The sequence below is a fragment of the Curtobacterium sp. PhB170 genome (assembly GCF_003752345.1).
Classification (GTDB): domain Bacteria; phylum Actinomycetota; class Actinomycetes; order Actinomycetales; family Microbacteriaceae; genus Curtobacterium.
Window position 1 is genome coordinate 32,009 of sequence record NZ_RJUM01000016.1, and the last position, 18,956, is coordinate 50,964.

Annotated in this window: 17 protein-coding genes; 6 read left to right on the forward strand and 11 right to left on the reverse strand. The window is 72.7% G+C overall.

Features of this window, described 5'->3' with window-relative positions:
- Positions 1 to 282: 282 nt before the first annotated feature.
- Both EDF40_RS18640 and EDF40_RS18645 read right to left on the reverse strand, forming a co-directional pair.
- The gene (locus EDF40_RS18640; RefSeq protein WP_123338401.1) at positions 283 to 1,719 is read right to left on the reverse strand and encodes a GAF domain-containing serine/threonine-protein kinase; all 1,437 of its coding nucleotides are present in this window, start codon (positions 1,717 to 1,719) and stop codon (positions 283 to 285) included.
- Between the two features lie 168 nt (positions 1,720 to 1,887).
- Positions 1,888 to 2,604: a GntR family transcriptional regulator gene (locus tag EDF40_RS18645; protein ID WP_185003243.1), complete on the reverse strand. Its 717-nt coding sequence runs from the start codon at positions 2,602 to 2,604 to the stop codon at positions 1,888 to 1,890.
- A gap of 193 nt (positions 2,605 to 2,797) precedes the next feature.
- On the opposite strand from EDF40_RS18645, the gene EDF40_RS18650 reads away from it, so the two are divergent.
- The 3 genes from EDF40_RS18650 to EDF40_RS18660 are packed head-to-tail and all read left to right on the forward strand — an operon-like array spanning position 2,798 to position 5,702.
- Positions 2,798 to 3,529 (forward strand): HAD family hydrolase, encoded by a 732-nt coding sequence (locus EDF40_RS18650; RefSeq protein ID WP_123338403.1) that lies wholly within the window; start codon positions 2,798 to 2,800, stop codon positions 3,527 to 3,529.
- Positions 3,526 to 4,596, forward strand: a complete 1,071-nt coding sequence (locus EDF40_RS18655; RefSeq protein WP_221180437.1) for a zinc-binding dehydrogenase — start codon at positions 3,526 to 3,528, stop codon at positions 4,594 to 4,596. Before EDF40_RS18650 ends, EDF40_RS18655 begins: the two co-directional genes overlap by 4 nt.
- Positions 4,593 to 5,702: an alpha-D-ribose 1-methylphosphonate 5-triphosphate diphosphatase gene (locus EDF40_RS18660; protein ID WP_123338404.1), complete on the forward strand. Its 1,110-nt coding sequence runs from the start codon at positions 4,593 to 4,595 to the stop codon at positions 5,700 to 5,702. Before EDF40_RS18655 ends, EDF40_RS18660 begins: the two co-directional genes overlap by 4 nt.
- Here the strand turns inward: EDF40_RS18660 and EDF40_RS18665 are convergent.
- The 5 genes from EDF40_RS18665 to EDF40_RS18685 all read right to left on the reverse strand — a co-directional run bounded on the left by EDF40_RS18665 (position 5,678) and on the right by EDF40_RS18685 (position 11,485).
- Entirely contained in the window at positions 5,678 to 6,850 is a 1,173-nt protein-coding gene (locus EDF40_RS18665) for a TIGR03364 family FAD-dependent oxidoreductase (protein ID WP_123338405.1), read from the reverse strand. The genes EDF40_RS18660 and EDF40_RS18665 overlap by 25 nt on opposite strands.
- A complete protein-coding gene (locus EDF40_RS18670) occupies positions 6,847 to 8,619 on the reverse strand; it encodes an ABC transporter permease (RefSeq protein WP_123338406.1) in 1,773 nt (590 codons plus the stop codon). The genes EDF40_RS18665 and EDF40_RS18670 overlap by 4 nt, the downstream gene beginning before the upstream one ends.
- Entirely contained in the window at positions 8,616 to 9,443 is an 828-nt protein-coding gene (gene phnC, locus EDF40_RS18675; RefSeq protein WP_123338407.1) for a phosphonate ABC transporter ATP-binding protein, read from the reverse strand. Before phnC ends, EDF40_RS18670 begins: the two co-directional genes overlap by 4 nt.
- A 43-nt stretch (positions 9,444 to 9,486) precedes the next feature.
- Positions 9,487 to 10,419, reverse strand: a complete 933-nt coding sequence (locus EDF40_RS18680) for a phosphate/phosphite/phosphonate ABC transporter substrate-binding protein (protein ID WP_123338408.1) — start codon at positions 10,417 to 10,419, stop codon at positions 9,487 to 9,489.
- Between the two features lie 190 nt (positions 10,420 to 10,609).
- Positions 10,610 to 11,485 carry an EamA family transporter gene (locus EDF40_RS18685; protein ID WP_123338409.1) on the reverse strand — a complete coding sequence of 292 codons (876 nt, stop codon included), beginning with the start codon at positions 11,483 to 11,485 and terminating at the stop codon, positions 10,610 to 10,612.
- Between the two features lie 305 nt (positions 11,486 to 11,790).
- Between EDF40_RS18685 and EDF40_RS18690 the strand changes: the two genes are divergently transcribed.
- Complete coding sequence (locus tag EDF40_RS18690) at positions 11,791 to 13,311, forward strand: alkaline phosphatase family protein (RefSeq protein ID WP_221180438.1); 1,521 nt, start codon at positions 11,791 to 11,793, stop codon at positions 13,309 to 13,311.
- 112 nt (positions 13,312 to 13,423) lie between these two features.
- On the opposite strand, the gene EDF40_RS18695 is transcribed toward EDF40_RS18690, so the two are convergent.
- The gene (locus EDF40_RS18695) at positions 13,424 to 15,322 is read right to left on the reverse strand and encodes a family 43 glycosylhydrolase (protein ID WP_123338411.1); all 1,899 of its coding nucleotides are present in this window, start codon (positions 15,320 to 15,322) and stop codon (positions 13,424 to 13,426) included.
- Positions 15,323 to 15,428: 106 nt separating this feature from the next.
- On the opposite strand from EDF40_RS18695, the gene EDF40_RS18700 reads away from it, so the two are divergent.
- Positions 15,429 to 16,028, forward strand: a complete 600-nt coding sequence (locus tag EDF40_RS18700) for a dihydrofolate reductase family protein (RefSeq protein WP_123338412.1) — start codon at positions 15,429 to 15,431, stop codon at positions 16,026 to 16,028.
- Here EDF40_RS18700 and EDF40_RS18705 read toward each other — a convergent pair whose 3' ends face one another.
- The 3 genes from EDF40_RS18705 to EDF40_RS18715 form a co-directional block, all read right to left on the reverse strand.
- A complete protein-coding gene (locus tag EDF40_RS18705; protein WP_123338413.1) occupies positions 16,029 to 16,508 on the reverse strand; it encodes a hypothetical protein in 480 nt (159 codons plus the stop codon).
- A 109-nt stretch (positions 16,509 to 16,617) separates the two neighbouring features.
- Positions 16,618 to 17,478, reverse strand: a complete 861-nt coding sequence (locus EDF40_RS18710; protein WP_123338414.1) for an ABC transporter permease — start codon at positions 17,476 to 17,478, stop codon at positions 16,618 to 16,620.
- Complete coding sequence (locus EDF40_RS18715) at positions 17,475 to 18,407, reverse strand: ABC transporter ATP-binding protein (RefSeq protein WP_123338426.1); 933 nt, start codon at positions 18,405 to 18,407, stop codon at positions 17,475 to 17,477. Before EDF40_RS18715 ends, EDF40_RS18710 begins: the two co-directional genes overlap by 4 nt.
- 98 nt (positions 18,408 to 18,505) lie before the next feature.
- On the opposite strand from EDF40_RS18715, the gene arr reads away from it, so the two are divergent.
- The gene (gene arr / locus EDF40_RS18720) at positions 18,506 to 18,916 is read left to right on the forward strand and encodes an NAD(+)--rifampin ADP-ribosyltransferase (protein ID WP_123338415.1); all 411 of its coding nucleotides are present in this window, start codon (positions 18,506 to 18,508) and stop codon (positions 18,914 to 18,916) included.
- Positions 18,917 to 18,956 lie beyond the last annotated feature (40 nt).

Here is an 18,956-nt window from a genome sequence, read left to right on the forward strand (position 1 = left end):
CGTATTCCAGCGGATGCATGCGAGTTGCGGCATGTGCCCGCGAGCGGACGAAATGCCCGGGTCGCGGGGCGCGCAACCCCGGTATTTCGCCCGCTCGGCATCCAGAGCGCGCCGACCGGGCGAGCGAGCAGGCCAGCGGGAGGCAGCGGGAGGCCCGCGGGAGGCGCGCGGGCGGGCAGGCAGCCGCCCGCGGGCGGGACCGACGCACGAGACGCGACCGCGGGAGGACGGGAGGCGCGGGGCGGGCCCACACCGGGCCTCCCGTCCGCCAGCGGCGACCGTCTAGGGCCGCGCGCCCTCCTGCTGCCCCGTCACCTGAGCGACCGGCAGGGAGTCGCTCGTCGTGCGGAGCGACTCCTGCCGGATCTCGAGCTGTGTGACGGCGAGCGCGGCCAGGTCGTGCAGGTTGGCGAGGTCGGCCTCGGTCGCCTGCCGCGGCTTCGTGTCGAGCACCGCGAGGGTCCCGATCGGGACGCCGTCGTGGCGCACGAGCGGCACGCTCACGTAGAACCGGATGCCGAGCGCGCCGGTGACGAGCGGGCTGTGCTGCATGTCGGGGTGGATCGAGCCGTCCGGGATGACGACGGGGACCGCGACGGGCGCGAAGCCGTTGCCGAAGTTGATGTTGCGCGCTGCTTCGTCGACGCCCTCGGCGATGTACGACTGCGACCAGGCGCGGTCCTCGTCGAGCACCTCGACCAGGGCGATGGGCGCGTCGAACAGGCGGGCGGCCATCGCGGTGGTGCGGTGCAGGGCCTCGTCGGGCAGGGTGTCGAGCGTCGCCGGGCGGGCCGTGTCGGCGTCGGCTCGCGGCGCACCGGCAGCGGCGGTCGGAGCCGCCGCCGTGGTGTCCACGACGTGGTCGGTGCCGGCTGTCTCGGTCATGACGACGTCGCGGAGCATCGTGACCAGCTCGGCGCCGGCGGGGCGCGCAGCCGGGTCCTGCGCGGTCATCGCCCGCAGCAGCTGCTTCCAGTGCTCGGGCAGTGGCTCGGGCACGACCGGGTCGCGGGACAGCCGGGCGACCGCGGACTCGACGAGCGAACCGGGGAACTCCCGGCGGCGGGTGAAGCACTGCAGCAGCACGAGGCCGAGCGAGTAGACGTCGCTCGGGCTCCCGACGTCGCCGCCGCGGGCCTGCTCGGGGCTCAGGTAGGCAGCCGTGCCGGTGGTGACGCCGTCGGCAGTCATGCGTTCGACGCCCGCGGCGAGCGCGATGCCGAAGTCGGTGAGCCGCGCGCGGGCACGGTCGGAGTCGTGGCCGTAGTCGACGAGCAGGATGTTCGACGGCTTGATGTCGCGGTGCACGACACTGTGGCTGTGGATGTAGTGCAGCGCCTCGGCCATGTCGTAACCGATCTCGGCGATGTGGCGGGAGGCGAGCGGGCCGACGGCGAGGCGTTCCTCGAGGTCCTGGCCGACGACCAACGCCATCACGAGGTACCGCTGGTGGGTGCCGTCGTGGCCGGTGACGACGCCGGTGTCGAGCAGGCTGACGAGGTTGTGGTGCTCGAGCGAGGCGAGCACGCCGAGTTCGGCCTCTTGCCGGGCGATGTCGACGGTGCCGGCGTGGAACACCTTGACCGCGACGGGGCGGTGCAGGCTCTCGTCGATGCCGCGGTACACGACGGACATGCCACCCTGGCCGATGGCGTGTTCGAGTCGGTAGCGCCCGTCGAGCAGTGGGGCCGCGGACTGGGGGTCCTCGGTCGGACTCATCGAACCTCGTTCTCGGTGCGGGCAGGCGTCGGTGCATCCTCCCATCCCGACGGGGATCGTGGGGGCCCGCGGCGTTCTCCGGCTGAAGGGCGCCGCGGCACGGCGGCGCCGTGCGGCGGCACGGCGCGCGCGCCGGCACGGCGCGCGCGACGCAGAGACGCCGACGCGTCAGCCCGTCGGCCCGCTCTCGAACAGCACCCGCATGGCGTCGGCCCGGATCCAGCGCTCGCTCACCAGGAGCGGCCGCCCGGTGACGGCGTCGACGGTGCAGCTCTCGATGAACCACCCGAGGGTGACCTCGTCCAGGTCCAGGTGCCGGGCGACCTCGTCGGTGACCACGTCCGCACCGGCGCGCACCCACCGGCGGACGGGCTCGGCGCCGGCGGCCTCGCGCAGCACGTCGTAGAGCGAGTTCCGCACGCGCAGCGCCTGCCCGAGTTCGGGGACGACCGAGCGGGGCACCCACTCGACGCCCCACGCGGCAGGCAGTCCGTCGACGAGCGAGCGCCGGGTCAGCCGGTGGCACGGCGCCCCGGGTTCGAGCCCGAGGTGCGGCGCGACGGATGCGGGCACCGGTGCGAGGGCGCAGGACAGCGTGACACTCGAGGGCTCTCCGCCGGCGTCGCGCACGGTGCGGCTCCACGACGGCGCGGCGTCGGAGCCGATCCGGTAGTCGATGCGCCGTGCGACGAAGCTGCCGACACCCTTGACCCGGCGGATCCGGTTGCGGCGCTGCAGGTGCTGCAGGGCAGCGCGGGCGGCCGACCGGCTGACGCCGAAGCGTGCGGCGAGTTCGGCCTCGCTGGCGACCCGAGTGCCGACGACGGTGTCGGCGAGCTCGGCTTCGAGCTCCGCCGCGATCTCGAGGTAACGCGTTTCCGGCACGCTGCGGACTGTAACCGAGGTGGCGGGCCCGTCGCACACCTGTCCGGACAGGAGCGCTGCAGGCTCCCGGCGCTGTTCATCTGCCGGACACCTGCGGACCGGATGGTGGTCATCGGTTCCTCGGACGCTGTGGGCAGCCCCGCTCTGGCGGGAGACAGCCCGCACCCGCGGGTGACCGGACCACAGGAGCCCCATGATCTCGCTCGTCTGCCTCGACATGGCAGGGACCACCGTGCACGACGGCGGTGTCGTCGTCGATGCCTTCCGCACCGCCCTCACCGACGTCGGCCTCGAGCCCGGCACGGCCGCGCACGACCACGCCGTGCAGTACGCGCTCGACACCATGGGGCAGTCGAAGATCGCCGTGTTCACGGCCCTGTTCGACGGTGACACGGTGCGTGCCGAAGCGGCGAACGCCGCCTTCGAGCGCGCCTACGCGGCGACGGTGGGACGCGGCGTCCGGCCCGTCGACGGTGCGGTGGACGTCCTGGAGGCCCTGCGCGCGTCCGGCACGAAGGTCGCGTTGACGACGGGGTTCAGCCCAGTGACCCGCGACGCCGTCCTCGACGCGCTCGGCTGGCAGGACCGGGTCGACCTCGCGCTGTCGCCGGCCGACGCCGGTCGTGGCCGTCCGTTCCCGGACATGGTCCTGACCGCCGTGCTGCGCACGCAGACCGACGACGTGCGCCAGGTCGCCGTCGTCGGTGACACCGTGGCCGACCTGCTGACGGGCAGCCGTGCCGGGGCGTCGGTCGTCGCCGGTGTCCGGACCGGGACCCACCAGGACGCCGACTTCGCCACCGTGCCGCACACGCACGTGCTCGACTCCGTCGTCGACCTGCCCGCAGTGCTCGCCGGACTCGACGCAGCCGCGCTCGGGACCGACGAGCCGCGCGCCGACGAGTTCAGCGCCGTGGCGCGGTGACCGACGTCGACGCCCGGTACGCGCTCTGGCACGGCATCGGGCACCCGGTCACGGTCGAGGAGCATGCCGGGGCCCTGCCGATGCCCGACGGGTCCGTCCTGGTCGCGATCGAGGCGGCGACGGTGTGCGGCAGCGATCTGCACACGGCGCTCGGGCACCGAGCCGGACCAGCGCCGAGCGTCCTCGGGCACGAGCAGGTCGGCCACGTCGTCGCGATCGCCCCGGGGTCGGTGCCGACCACCGTCGCCGGCGTCCCCGTCGCCCTCGGTGACCGGGTCGTCTGGTCGGTCGCGGCGTCGTGCGGCGCGTGCGACCGGTGCCGTGCCGGGCTGCCGCAGAAGTGCCGGTCCCTGCGGAAGTACGGTCACGAGGCATCGACCGCCGACTGGCTCCTCAACGGCGGGTTCGCGACGCACTGCGTCCTGCTGCCCGGCACCGCGATCGCGGTCGTGCCCGAGCACCTGCCGGCCGTGGTCGCCGCCCCGGCCGCGTGCGCCACGGCCACCGTCGCCGCGGCACTGGACGCGGTGGACCGCCCGCTCGCCGGAGCTCGGGTCCTCGTGACGGGTGCGGGCATGCTCGGGGTCACGGCGGTCGCGATGGCCGTCGCCGCCGGGGCCACCGTCGTCGTCTCGGACCCCAACGCCCGGCGACGTGCCCTGGCCGTGTGCTTCGGCGCGGATGCTGCGGTGTCGCCGGGCGAGCCGGTGGGTGCCGTCGACGTCGCGATCGAGCTGTCCGGCTACCCGGACGCCGTCGAGACCGCGGTGGACGCCCTGGACGTCGGCGGCACGGCCGTCCTCGTCGGCGCGGTGTCGTCGAGCCGTCCGGTGTCGCTCGACCCCGAGCGCATCGTGCGGGGGCTGCTCCGGATCGTCGGCGTGCACAACTACGCGCCCCGGCACCTCGCCACCGCGGTGGAGTTCCTGGCGTCGACCGACCTGCCGTTCGCCGACCTCGTCGAACCCGCCGTCGGACTCGAGGGTGTCGACCACGCCGTGGTGACCCCGCCGTCGGCCGGGTACCTGCGCCGCGCGGTCGTGCCGTCCAGCATGCTGGTCGGATGACGACGTACCGCGCCGCCCGTGTCCACCTCGGCGCGGGCACCGACGACACCGTCCTGCACGTGCGGGACGGTGTCGTCGTCGCATCGCAGTCCGACGACGACGTGGTCGACCTCGGCGACGTCGAGCTGCTGCCCGGGTTCGTCGACGTGCACGCCGACTCCCTCGCCCGGTTCGAGCAGCCACGCCCCGGCGTCGGCGTCCCGCTGCCGCATGCCCTCGATGCCTTCGCCGCCGATGCGCTGCTCGCCGGCGTGACCACGGCGTTCCTGTGCTGCTCGATCGAGCCCGACACCGTGCCGACCCGGAGCGCGGAGCACGCGGCCGCCGTGCTCGACGCCCTCGCGACCACGCCGCTGCCGATCGACGTCCGCGTGCACCTGCGCGTCGACGTGACGGACGACGGCACCGTGGACGCGCTCGAGCGGCTCGTCGCCGGTGCCCCGGCGCGCATCGGACTCGTCTCGTACATGGACCACACGCCGGGCCGCGGGCAGTACCCGGACGAGGCGGGGTGGCGTCGCGCCTACCGGGCGCTGGACCGACTCGGCGACGACGAACTCGACGCACGCCTCGACCGGTTCCGCCGCGGAGACGCCGGGGTCCCGGGCCGCCGCGAGCGCATCGCCGCGGTCGCTCGCGCAGCCGGTGTCGTGCTCGCCGCGCACGACGACGACTCGGCCGAGGCCGTGCGGACCGCGGCGCGCCTGGGGTCCGGCATCTCGGAGTTCCCGGTGACGTCGGACGCCGCGGAGACGGCCACCTCGGCAGGGCTCGGCGTCGTGGTCGGTGCGCCGAACCTGTGGCGCGGCGGCTCGCACGGGTCCGGACCCTCGGCCCGGTCGGCACTCGTCGCCGGGCACGCCGACGTCGTCACGTCCGACTACCACCTCGGCTCGCTGCTCCCCGGGTTGCGTGCCGCTGCGGCAGCCGGGGTCGCGCTCTTCGACGACCTCGTCCGCACCGTCACCGCAGCACCGGCCCGGCACACCGGTCTCGACGACCGCGGCTCCCTGACACCCGGACACCGTGCGGACGTCGTGGCGATCCGCGGCGAGCGCGTCGTCGGGGTGTGGGTCGCCGGTCAGCGGGTGCTGGCGCGCACCTGATCCGCGTGCTGCCCGGGTACGGCGTCGAGGACCGACGGCGCCAGGCCGAGTCCGGTGGTAATGCCGATGCCCGTGGTCACCGTGACGACGTCGACGCCCGGCAGTGGGTGCTCGACGAGGAACTCCTGCCGGGGTGAGGACGCGTAGACGCCCTGCCAGCGGTCGAGCACGCGGAGCGGCGCACCGAACAGCCGCTCGGTCTCGGCGACGAGCAGCCGGAAGCCGTCCTCGTCCTGGAACGGCGGAGCGTCCACGTCGCGCTCGTGGGTGTCCCCGACGATGACGCTGCCGTCGGGCGGCGACGTGTACATCTGGTTGAGGTCCCAGCGGATGCCGTCGGGCAGCGACGCCGCCAGTGCGGACCGGAGTGCCTCGGCACTCGGCATCGCCGCGAACCCGGAGTACCGGAGCAGCGACCACCCGGTGAGCAGCGGCGTCGCGAGCGGGAAGGCCAGCGGGATCGCCGCGCGGAGCATGTGCAGCCGGCACCGGACGACCCCGGCCGCCTCGGCGAGGGCCGGGAACAGCTGGTCGACGTCGTGGTTCGTGCAGACGACGATGCGGTCGGCCTCGATGGTGCCGCGCGCCGTGCGGACCGCACCGGTCTCGATCCCGAGCGCAGCGGTGCGCCAGTGGAACCGGACCCCCTGGGTGGCGAGCCAGGCGGCGATGGCGGGTGCGGCCTCCCGGGGGTCGACCTGCAGGTCCTGCGCGAGGTGCGCTCCCCCGCTGGCCGTGGCGGGGTCGACCGGCACGGCGGCCGCGATCGCGGACCCGTCGAGCAGACGGACGTCCGCGCCCGTGGCGCGGTACTCCTCGAGCACCGCGAGCTCTTCCGGACGGCGCGCGACGACGTGCGCACCGCGTTCCCGAGCCGTGAACCCGGCGAGCGGAGCCAGCGTGAGCCACCGGTGGCGGGCCTCCTGGGCGTACCCGGCGGCCTCGCCCGTCTGCGGGGTGATGCAGGCGTGCCCGAAGTTGCGGACGCTCGCACCGACGACGCCGGCGGCGCGGTCGACGACGGCGACGCGTGCGCCGCGGAGCATCGCCTCGTAGGCGACGCCGAGGCCGACGATGCCGGCGCCGACGACGAGGACGTCGACCCGCTCGGTGCCGGCCGTCGTGACTGTCGTCGTCGTCGCGTTCATCGGAAGACCCTCCGCATCCACATGGCGATGCCCTCGACCACGAGCACCGTGACCAGGATCATCAGGACGATCCCGGTGACGGACGCGTAGTTCGAGCCCTGCGCGGCGTTGAGCAGGTAGTAGCCGATCCCACCACCACCGACGATGCCGAGGATGGTCGCCGCGCGGATGTTCGTGTCGACGAGGTAGAACGTGTGGCCGATCATCGCCCGGATTCCCTGCGGCACCGCGGCGCCGGCGTACCGCTGGAACCGGGTCGCACCGGTGGCGGTGAGGGCGCGTTCCGGGCCGGGCTGGACCTCTTCCAGCGAGTCGGCGACGAGCTTGCCGAGCAGGCCGATGCCGCCGAACGCGAGCGCGAGCGTGCCGGCCTGGGCGCCGAGGCCGGTGATGACGATGAGCACCACGGCCAGGATCGTCTCCGGGATGCCGCGCACGACGACGAGCAGGAACCGTGCGCCGGTCCGGACACCGCGGGTGGGCGCGACGTTGCGGGCCGCGAACGAGCCGATGACCATCGAGAAGACGAGCGCGAGCAGGGTGGCGGCGAGCGCGATGGCGACGGTGTCGAACATCGCGGAGAACATCACGCCGGCACCGTAGCTGCCGAACGACGGCGGCCAGAACTGGGCGGCGACCGGCGGGATCTTGCCCCACACGGTGGCGAGGTCGCCCCAGGCGATGTCGCACACCAGGACGCTGCCGATGACGACCAGGACCGCGACCCAGGACCACACGGTGGTGCGGACGCGCGCGGCGGTCCACGGGCGGCGGAGGGCGTCGTCGGGGGTGGCGAAGCGTGGGGCGGCGGTGGCGCGGGGTTCGGCCGTGGCGCTGTTGCGCTGGCGCCGCTCGTCGCCGGCCTGCCGGCGGCGCATGCCCGCACGGATGGCGCTCGCACCGATCCCCCGGCCGGACGGCGCGACGCCGAGCATGGCGGCCCGGACCGAGCTCGACACGATCTCCATGAGCACGCACAGCGCGAAGATGACGATCGCGTACCCGATGCCGAGCGAGTAGTCGAGGGACTTGAACGCGAACGACATCTCGCGGCCCAGCCCGACGATGCCGACGTACCCGAGGATCACCGACCCCCGCAGGTTGATGTCGTTGCGGTGCAGGATCGTCGCGACCCACGACGGCAGCACCTGCGGCAGCACGCCGGCCGTGAACTGCTGCAGGCGGTTGCCCCCGGTGGCGCGGATCGCGGTGCGGGGCCCTTCGTCGATCTGCTCGATGGCGTCGGCGAAGAGCTTCGAGATCATGCCGATCGAGTGGATGCCGATGGCGAGGATGCCGGGCAGCGGGCCGATCGTGAACATCAGCACGAACACCATCGCGAGGACGACGTCGGGGATCGCGCGGGTCAGGACGCTCACGAACCGCGCGGCGGCGATCCACCCGCGGCCCGGGCTGGTGTTGCCCGCGGCGAGGTAGGCGACGGGGACGCTCAGCACCGCGGCGAGCAGGGTGCCGAGCAGCGCGAGCCCCACGGTCAGGGCAGTCTGCTGCAGCAGCGTCGCGGCGTCCGGGAACCGGACGGTGCCGACGCGCTGGAAGAAGTGCTCCGCGTTCGACCACGACGCGATCATGTTCGGCAGCGAGATGTCGATCCGGGCCAGGGCGACGCACGCCAGCACGGCCAGGGCGACGAGCGTCAGGCCGGCGGCGACGCGCTCGGGCGAGACGCGCCGGCGCGGTGCTGCGGCGACGGCCTGCTCGGGCGAGCGGTGGGTGCGGACGACGGGCCGCTCGGTGACGGCGGTCATGCCGGTAGCCCGCTCGTGGCGTCCACGGTGTCGTGCAGCGCCTCGACGGCCGCGAACTCGTCGGTCGACGTCGCGACCTGGCCGTAGATCTCCATGACCTGCGCCTTGCCGAGCCCCTCGGTGCGGGTGTCGAGGACGACCTCGCCGTGCCGGAGTCCGATGATCCGGTCGGCCCAGGACAGCGCGAGGTCGACCTGGTGCAGGCTGCACAGGACCGTCAGGCCCCGCTCAGCGGCGATCTCGCGGATGAGCGCCATCGCCTGACCGCTCGACTCCGGGTCGAGCGACGCGACGGGCTCGTCGGCGAGCAGGACCGACGGGTCCTGCATGAGCGCCCGGGCGATCGCGACGCGCTGCTGTTGTCCGCCCGACAGCGTGTCCGCGCGCTGGTAGGCCCGGTCGAGCAACCCGACGCGGTCGAGGTGCGCGAGCGCACGGTGCCGCAGCCGGCGGGGGTAGGACCACAGGCCGAGCCGCGGGCCGCGCAGGGTGGCGAGGGCTCCGGTCAGGACGTTCTCGAGCACCGTCAGCGCGGGCACGAGCTCGAACTGCTGGAACACGAACCCGACCTGACGACGCAGCTCGCGGAGCCTCCGGCCGGACAGGTCGTGCACGGTCGTGCCGCCGACCCGGACGGTGCCGGAGGTGGGCAGCTCGAGGGCGTCCACGTGCCGGAGCAGCGTGGACTTGCCGGACCCGGACAGCCCGAGGAGGACGACGACCTCGCCCGGTCGGACGGTCAGGGACACGTCCCGGAGCGCGGTCGTGTCACCGAAGCGCTTCGTGAGTGCGGTGATCTCCACCGCGGGGTCGTCGTGCGTCATGCGTGCTGCTCCTCGCGCTGTCCGGGCTCCGGGGGTGCCGGGGTCAGGCCTGGCAGGTGGTCGACTTCGTGGTCTTGCAGATGTCGCGGATCAGGTCGTAGTACCCGTCGTCGACCGGCTTCGTGCCGTAGAACACGCTGCGGAAGCCGTCGCTGTCGGCACTCGTCACGCCGGCGGCGATGATGTCGTCGATCGTGACGTCGGCGAGCGCCTTCGTCAGGGTGTCCTTCTCGGCCTGCGGCAGGGTGTCGGAGACGACGATCGGGGCGCCGGGCACCATGGTCTTCGCGATGACCGTGACGTCCTTGTTCTTCTCGACCTCACTGTCCTCGGCGAAGCCGGCCTCGCACTCGGTGCCGGCCGCGACCTTCTGGACGCTGACGTCGTGCTTGCCGGCGAAGACGGGGGTGACGTCCTTGGTCGGGTCGATGTCGGCCTTCAGCAGGTTGTAGCTCGGGAACAGGTAGCCCGAGGTCGAGGACGGGTCGACGAAGCAGACCTTCTTGCCCTTGAACCCGTCGAGCGAGGTGATGTCACTGCCCTTCGGCACGATCGCCTCGGAGTAGTAGCCGGGCTTCTGCCCCTCGGCCGTGATGATCGACGACACGGGCGTGATCTTCGCGCCGTTGTTCTTCGCCGTCACGTAGGTGAAGCCGGAGAACGACGCGACGTCGATCTTGCCGGCGACCGACGCCTCGATGAGCGCGGCGTAGTCGGTCGACTCGTGGTACTCGACCTTCTTGCCGGACTCCTTCGCGATGTAGTCCATCAGCGGCTGGTAGTTGGTCTCGGTGTCCACCGAGTCGGGTACGACGCCGAACACGATCGTGTTCTCGTCCGCGGCGTACTTCGTCGCGGTCGACGTCTCGTCGCTGCCGGCGGCGGCCGTGGAGCCTGCCGAGCAGGAGCTGAGCGTCGCGGCGAGCACGAGGGCGCCGGCCAGGGCGGCCAGCGGCTTGAGGGCGGTGATGGGCATGATGACCTTTCGGGCGGCGGGGCGAGGATCCGCAGCGGGGCGGGGTCCGCCGTCCGCTCGGGACGCCGCAACTGTGGCATCCGACAGGTTGCGCGCCGTGCCCAACCGGTGCACCGAGGGTGACCGGCAGGTGAACACGACAGGCACCTGTCCGGACAGGTCTCCCCTGCCGGCGCGGGGCGGTCCGCCCTCAGACCGCCAGCAGTGCGATCCCGGCGAGCACGACGACCGACGCCGCGATCCGCATCCCTGCGCGCCCCTCGCGCAGCACCACGACGCCGAACACGCTCACGAGCACCACGCTGACCTCGCGCATCGGGGCCACGAGCGCGACCGGTGCGATCGTGATCGCGACGAGCACCAGGATGTACGACAGCGGCGAGAGCACCCCGAACGCCAGCACCCGGCCCCAGTGCGCACGGAGGACCGGCAGGACCTCGCGCCGACGCGGGCCGAGGGCTGCGCCGAACAGCACGATCTCGACCGCCGTGCAGCCCACCATGAAGGCGACCGGTGCGACACCGCCGCGCACCAGGTGCGCGTCCCAGATCGTGTACGCGGCGATCGCCACACCGGTGAGCAGCCCGGCGACGATGCCGGGGTCGAGCCGACGGCGCGGGAGGGCGCGGGGTGCGGTCGCCGTCCCGCGGTCCGCGAGCCCGACCGCCACGACCCCGACGAGGACCAGCAGGCCGCCCGCCAACGCCCACCACGACGGTCGCTCCCCGAGCAGGGTGATCGCGAGGACGACGCTGATCGTCGGGCCCGTCCCCCGTGCGGTCGCGTACACCGTGGACAGCTGCCCGACCCGGTACCCGCGCTGCAGCACGAGCATGTACGCGACGTGCAGCAGCCCGGACACGACGATGCCGACCAGGAAGCCGGACAGGCTCCCCGTGCCGAGCCCGCCGGTGAACGGCACCACGCCGATCCACACGACGACGCTCGACACGGCACCGAGCCACAGGAACGGCAACCCGATGCGACTCACGCCGTGGGCGATGACGTTCCAGGCGGCGTGCGCGACGGCGGCGGAGAGGACGAGGAGGACGGCGAACGGAGTCACGGGCAGGACCTTCTGCTCGACGCGCGGCGCGACGAGCGAGGTCCTCCAGGCTTTTGTCCGTTCAGATGACGGTCCGCGTTCGGTGGCGGGCCGTGGCGCCGCTCGGACCAGTCGGACGTGAGTCCCGGAACCCTAGGCGCTGTCGACAGGACCGTAGCACGGGGGGCGAACGACGATCCAGCCTGTCCGGACAGGTGCATCTGCGGTTCACCACGCGTTCGTCCCCACGCTCCCGGGTCGCACGCCCCAGGCCACGCTGCGCCGATGGGCTGGCCACTCCACCGACCTCGAGAAGGGCCTCGACCGTGCGCATCCCCAGGACCATCCCCATCGCCGCGACCGCGATCGCACTGGCGGCGAGCGGCCTCGCCACCGGCATCGCCGCAGCACCCGCCGCCACCGCAGCGACCCCGGCCGCAGCCGCCGCTGCCAGCAGCGAACACGTCGTCGTCATCGGCATCGACGGCGCCCTGTTCGACCGCATCGCCGCGGCGGACGCCCCCAACCTCGACGCGATGATCGCGTCCGGGTACTCGTCGAAGACCTGGCTGTACGCCGCCCCGATGGCGCAGACGCTGTCCGGCCCCGGCTGGGCGACGAACCTGACCGGCGTCTGGCCGGACAAGCACAAGGTGCTCAGCAACACGTGGGGCACCACGAGCGACATCACGAAGTACCCCGACTTCCTGACCCGGCTCGAACGTGCGAACAGCGCCCTCACCACGTACGCCGACGCCAGCTGGAACCCGATCGTCGACGGTTCGGTCGGCACGCCGCTCGTCGGCACGGTGGACGAGCGGTACGCCGCCACGAGCGACGCCGACGCGGCTGCCGACGCCGTGTCGACGCTGCGGTCGACCGGCCCGAACGCCTCGTTCGTGCACTTCGACGACGTCGACCACGCCGGCCACTCGTACGGTGCCGCGTCGCAGCAGTACCTCGACGCCATCAGCGAGGTCGACGGGTACGTCGGGCAGCTGCGGGCTGCGGTGCAGGCGCGCACCACGTACTCGTCGGAGCAGTGGTCGTTCATCGTGACCGCCGACCACGGGCACACCGACGCCGGCGGCCACGGCGGCAGCACCCCGGCCGAGCGCTCGGCGTTCATCATCAAGACCGGCCCCGGCATCACGAAGCAGACCCCGGCGATCCGCCCGAAGAACGTCGACATCGCCGCCGACGTCCTCGCCACCTTCGGCGTCGCCCGCCCCGCCGAGCTCGACGGCCGTCCGCTCGCGACCGCGTCGACCGACCCGTTCGACACGATGGTCGGCGCCCTGAAGCCCCGCGTCGACGAGACCGGGATCCCGGCTTCGACGCTCGGCTGGACGAAGAGCATGCCGACCGGCTGGAGCGTCGACAACACCGGCATGGGCACCGGTGGCGTCACCGAGTGGGCCGGCTGGACCCTGACCGACGACGACTTCTGGACGCAGTCGCAGCGCGACCAGACCCGCGAGGCCAACGTCCGCGAACGCGGTGTCTTCGCCGTCGCCGACTCCGACGAGTGGGCCGACAAGACCCACACGGGCACGTTCTCGAGCCGCATCACCTCGCAGCCGTACTCGGTCGCGGGCAAGACCAGCGCGACCGTGTCGTTCGGCAACCACTACCGCCAGGAGGGCGCGCAGCAGGCCACCGTCCTCGTCTCCTTCGACGGTGGCGCGTTCCGGCAGGTCGCGTCGTACACGACCGACCAGATCGCGCAGGTCGCGTCGGTCCCCGTCACGGTGCCGTCCGGTGCGAAGCAGGTCCGCGTCCAGTGGGCGCTCACCAACGCCGACAACGACTGGTACTGGGCGATCGACGAGCCGCAGGTGCGCTGAACGCGACCACGGAGCGGACGGAAGGCACGGTGCCAGCTGGCACCGTGCCTCCCGTCCTCCTCCGGTCGCCCACTCGAGCCGCGCCCGCGTTGCGCACGCGACCACGCGTCCGTCACCGCCGGTGCGTCGCCACCGTGCTCACCCGCAGGTCCTCGAACGTGCTCGTGAACCCGGCACCGCCGAGCGAGATGAGCCCGATCCTCGGGGCGCTCCCGAGGTCCGCCGTCCAGGTCCCGCCCCGGACGAAGTGCCGCCCGTCGACGCTCGTCCAGGCGGTGTACCGGTGCTCCCCGCCGACGACCCGGTGCACGATCCGGAGCGTGGTGGTGTCCCCGACCGGTCCGACGACCGTGTTGCCGTAGCTCGGCGCCCCGGCCGGTTGCCCGGACACCTGCTTGCCGAACTCCGTCTGCCGGGTGTTGAAGATCGAGTTCGACGTCAGCCGGACGTAGTCGCCGTCGTCGCCCCACACGATCAGTCCGCCCTGCACGTAGTTCACGCCGTCGCCGGTGGCGGGGGTGTCCACCGCGACGGTCGTCTGCAGCACGTAGTCGCCCTGCGGCGCCGGTTCGGACAGGACCGAGGCGAGTGGCGTCGCCGGCGGATGGATGTCGGCGTCCTGCGTCTGCCAGCGGAACGTGCCGCCGCCGACGGTCCAGGTCGAGCGGTCGGGTTCACGGGTCCAGCGGAGCGCCGTGGGGAGCGTGGTCCCGTCGAACGAGGTCGACAACGCGCGGATGGTCCGTCCGGGAACGTCGACCGGTGCGGTGGTCGCCCGGTAGGTCGCGCGCTGCCCCGGCTGTGCGACCGGCCCCGGCTGCACCGTGTCGGACGGTCCCGCCCCGCCCCGCACGACGGGCCAGCCGTGCCGCCAGTCGAGCGGGTCGATGAGCGCCGGCCGCTTCGTGTACGTCGGCTGCCCGGCGTAGTACGGGTCGCCGCGGTCGACCGCGTGGTAGATGATCCAGTCCTGGCCGGCGAGGTCGGTGACCACGGTGTTGTGCCCGGTGCCGACCCAGCGGTTGCCGTTCTGCGCGAGCAGGGGTGTCCCACCGACCCGGGTGCTCGTGATCGCCACCCCGTCCTGGTCGGTGAAGGGTCCGAGGGGGCTGCGCGACCGGGCGACGAAGACGCCGTAGCCGGTCAGGGCGCCGTTGCAGCAGTTCGTGGCGGAGCCCATGAAGTACCACCAGCCGTCGTGGCGCGTCAGGTAGGCGCCCTCGTACCGGTTGTCGATCGCGATCTGCCGCTCGCTCGCGGGGTCGGAGCGGAGACCGTCGGCGCTGAGCGTGCGGACGTTGACGCCGCCGAAGTAGCTGCCGAAGTACAGGTAGGTGGTGCCCTTGTCGGTGATGACCTCGGGGTCGAACGCCCAGCGCGCCCCGGTGCCGTTCGCGGCGGTCTGCGGTGCCACGACCGGGCCGCCGGAGTCCTTCCACGGACCGGTCGGGCTCGAGCTCGTCGCGACGCCGATCGCGGACCCCCCGCCGGTCGGTGCCGATGCCGAGGGTGTGTCCGACGCGGCGTAGTACAGGTACCAGGTGCCCGCGCGACCGCGGTCGCCCGCCCGGTACACGACGTCCGGCGCCCAGATCCCGTTGGCGGACCCCACCCAGGCCGGTCGCGTCGGGAACGCGTCGTTCACGTACGTCCAGTGCGTCAGGTCGGTCGACCGGTAGGTCGGCACACCGTGCTGCACGAGCGACCCGTCGGCGTTCTGCTCCGTCGCCGTCAACGCGTCGGTCGTGCAGTACAGGTACCAGTTGCGGTCGCGCCCGACGCCGCGGATCGCGGTCGGGTCGGCGCAGCTCGCCGCCGTCTCGCCGTCGGGCAGGCTGAGCGCGACCGGGTTCCGGTGGGTCGGCGCGGCCGCGCCGCGTCCGGAGCCGCTGTGTCCGGTGGTCCGGTCCGCCACGGGCGTGGACGCTGCGGCGGCGCCGACCGGGAGGCCCGTGGCCGCGACCGCCGTGAGCGTCGCGACGGCGAGGATGGTTGCGACTGTTCGGCGCACGGGGTCCTGCTCTCATCGTCGAGGAAGGGCTGCGTGCGCGAGCGTACGCTCGCGGGCAGCGGACCGGGCTGGTCCCGCCCGGTTCCGCGCGACGAAGGAGTCAGCGATGCCCGCGAGGTTCGTGTACTGGATGAACGTGTCGATCGACGGTTTCGTCGAGCGCGACGAGGGTGAACTCGGCGACGTCGAGGGACCCGAGTGGATGCGGATCGACGAGCCGCTGCACCGCGAGTTCAACGCCCGCGCCGCCGCGATGACCCTGTCCGTCGAGGGACGGGTCGTCCGCGACATGATGGACCCGTTCTGGCCGGACGCCCGCACCGACGAGTCGATGCCGGCGTTCATGCGCGAGTACGGCGAGGTCTGGACCGACCAGCCGAAGGTCCTGGTCTCGCGCACCCGGACCAGCGCCGACCACAACACCCGGGTCATCGGGGGTGACGACGCCATCGCGCAGCTCGCCGTCCTGCGCGAGGAGTCCGAGGGCGACATCGGCGTCGGCGGCCCGAACCTCGCGACGCAGTTGCTCGACGCGGGGCTGCTCGACGAGCTGTTGCTCTACACGCACCCCGCGGTGCTCGGCGCCGGTCGGCCGCTCTTCGACGCGCCGGCGACGGGCGTGCGACCGCCGGTGCTGCTGGACCTGCTCGAGCAGCGGGAGTACCACAACGGGGTCACGCTGCACCGCTACCAGGTGCTGTGGTAGTCACTCCCCCGAGGGCCCCGGACCGAAGATGACGAGTCGCCAGGCGCTCGGCCGGTCGCTGTCGAAGTCGTTGAACGCGACGCTGTCGACGTCCTTGCTCGACGACAGTTCGATCTGGTGCGGGCTGTCGCGGCAGTCCATCGGATCGAGTTCGATGCTCTGCGATCCGCGCGCCGACACCGTCCGCACGACGCCGCGCATCTGCCCCTTGCCGTAGCACGAGAACTCGAGGTGGTCGATCGTCCGGGAGTCCGGGAACTGCACGCGGACGCCGGGCTCGACGTGGGCCGGGTCCTCGTCTCCGGGGCTCGTGTCGGCGCTCAGCACCCCGAGGACCGCATCCTCGGTCTCGGTCCTCGCCTCCTGCTGCGTCTTCCACTTGCCGAGGGCCTGTTCGTCGACGGGCGGCGCCGATGAACAGCCGGCGAGCAGGGCCACGACGGCGAGCGCCGGCAGGACCAGGGCGGGGAGGTGTCGCACGCCGTGAGCCTAGCGAGGCCAGGGGCCAGTCGATGCAGGCGCAACGAACGACGTCCCACCCGTCGATCGACAGGTGGGACGTCGCAGAACGCGTGCGCGCTCGCTCGGGTCAGACGTCGCGTCGACGAGCGACCGTCAGCGCGAGTGCACCCACGACGAGCACCTCGGCCGCCAGGACACCGAAGCCGCCCCAGCCGTTCAGGACGATGTCGTCCTGGCTGGCTTCCTGTCCGTCGTAGGAGTACGCGAAGAGCTGACTGCCGGCCTGGTCGGGCAGGAACTTCATGATGTTGACCGGCCACTCGAGGTTCATCAGCCCCGCCATCAGCGACAGGACCACCGGCAGGACCAGCAGGATGCCGAGCGTGATCGCGATGCCGCCAGCGCTCGACCTGACCAGCAGCCCGATCCCGTAGGCGAGCAGGGCGAGCAACGTCAGGTAGACGGACGACCCGAGGATGGGCAGGAACACCGCCGGGTTGCCGATCTCCGGCTCCACACCGTTGCCGGCCAGCAGCGGCAGCGAGATGAGCACACCGATCCAGGTCGCGACGGCACTGACCACGAACGTCGTGACCGCCAGGACCACGGCCTTCGCGAGGATCACACCGGTGCGCCGGGGGTCGGCCGTGAACGTCGAGCGGACCTGACCGGTGCCGTACTCGCCGGTGATGATGAGCACGCCGAGCACGCCCACGACGAGCGACGAGAGCAGGACGCCCACGGTGTTGACGTTCACGAGGGTGCCGTTGGCGATGTCCGTCGGCATCTGGTCGCCGCCGCTGTTGGTGTTCGCACCGACGAGTGCGGCCATGCCGATCGTCACGAGCACCAGGATCGCGTAGCACCAGAACGTGGACCGGATGCTGCGCAGCTTGATCCATTCGCTCCGCACCAGGTGCGGGAACGACAGGCGGGTCGCACCGTGCATGCGGGTCGACGACGTGGTGGGCGAGGTGGTGGCGCTCATCGGGTGCCCTCCGATCGGTACTCGACGTCGTCGCGGGTGAGGGCCATGTAGGCCTCCTCCAGGCTCGCGCCGGTCGGGGTGAGTTCGTGCAGTGCGACGCCGGCCTGGGCGGCGATGTTGCCGACCGTCGGTGCGTCGGGACCGACGACCAGGAAGGTGCCGTCCTCGCGCGGCGTGACGGTCGCGTTCGGGCCGATGGCCTGGAACAACTGCTCGGGCGACGGCGTCCGGACGATGACCCGGCTGCCACCGCCAGCGGCACCCGGTGCGACTCCCCCACCGGCGACGAACTCGGCGATCGGGGCGTCGGCGAGGACCTTGCCGCGGCCGAGCACGACCACGCGGTCGGCGGTCTGCGCCATCTCGCTCATCAGGTGGCTGGACAGGAACACGGTGCGGCCGTCGGCGGCCATCCGGCGGGCGAGTTGCCTGACCCACAGCACGCCGTCGGGGTCGAGACCGTTGACGGGCTCGTCGAGGATCAGGGTCTTCGGGTCGCCGAGCAGTGCGGCAGCGATTCCCAGGCGCTGCCCCATGCCGAGCGAGAACCCGCCGACGCGCTTCTTCGCCACGGACTCGAGGCCGGTCATGTCGATGACCTCGTGCACGCGGGCCTTCGGGATGCCGTGGGTCGCCGCGAGCGAGAGCAGGTGGTTGTAGGCGCTGCGGCCCGAGTGGACCGCCTTCGCCTCGAGCAGGGCACCGACCTGTCGGAGCGGGTCGCGGAACGTCGTGTACGGCTGGCCGTTCACCGTCGCGCTCCCCGCGGTGGGCCGGTCGAGGCCCATGATCATGCGCATCGTGGTGGACTTCCCGGCGCCGTTCGGCCCCAGGAAGCCGGTCACACTGCCGGGTCGGACGACGAACGAGACGTCGTCCACGGCGGTCTTCGGACCGTACTGTTTGGTGAGGTGGCTGACTTCGATCACGGCGGCCACGCTATTGCAGCGGTGTCCGGCGGCGCGTCCGTCGGAAGGGGGATGTGTCAGGTGCGCGGGGGCGGACCCGCACGGCGTAGCCTGACGCCGTGGAGCAGGCACAGGACGACGGACCGTTCTTCCACGGCACGAAGGCCGACCTCGTGCCGGGCGACCTGCTCACCGCGGGCTTCCGGTCGAACTACCGCCCCGAGGTGGTCATGAACCACGTCTCCTTCACGGCGGTCTCCGACGGCGCCGGGCTCGCGGCCGAGCTCGCCGCCGGTGACGCCGAACCGCGGGTCTACGAGGTCGCGCCGACCGGTCCGTACGAGGACGACCCCAACGTCACCGACAAGAAGTTCCCCGGCAACCCGACCCGGTCCTACCGCAGCACCGAACCGGCGCGGATCGTCCGCGAGGTCACCGACTGGCCCCGACTCACGCCCGACGCGCTGCGCCTCTGGCGCGAGCGCCTGGCCGCACTGCGCGCGGACGAGCGCGACGAGATCATCAACTGAGCCGGCTGGCGGACGGGAGGCGCGGGGCGGGGCCGCCACG

Coding starts and splice junctions, on each gene's coding strand:
- EDF40_RS18650 (WP_123338403.1), top strand. CDS start 2,798: ATGATCTCGCTCGTCTGCCTCGACATGGCAGGGACCACCGTGCACGAC.
- EDF40_RS18640 (WP_123338401.1), bottom strand. CDS start 1,719: ATGAGTCCGACCGAGGACCCCCAGTCCGCGGCCCCACTGCTCGACGGG.
- EDF40_RS18710 (WP_123338414.1), bottom strand. CDS start 17,478: ATGAGCGCCACCACCTCGCCCACCACGTCGTCGACCCGCATGCACGGT.
- EDF40_RS18670 (WP_123338406.1), bottom strand. CDS start 8,619: ATGACCGCCGTCACCGAGCGGCCCGTCGTCCGCACCCACCGCTCGCCC.
- EDF40_RS18660 (WP_123338404.1), top strand. CDS start 4,593: ATGACGACGTACCGCGCCGCCCGTGTCCACCTCGGCGCGGGCACCGAC.
- EDF40_RS18700 (WP_123338412.1), top strand. CDS start 15,429: ATGCCCGCGAGGTTCGTGTACTGGATGAACGTGTCGATCGACGGTTTC.
- EDF40_RS18680 (WP_123338408.1), bottom strand. CDS start 10,419: ATGCCCATCACCGCCCTCAAGCCGCTGGCCGCCCTGGCCGGCGCCCTC.
- phnC (WP_123338407.1), bottom strand. CDS start 9,443: ATGACGCACGACGACCCCGCGGTGGAGATCACCGCACTCACGAAGCGC.
- EDF40_RS18665 (WP_123338405.1), bottom strand. CDS start 6,850: ATGAACGCGACGACGACGACAGTCACGACGGCCGGCACCGAGCGGGTC.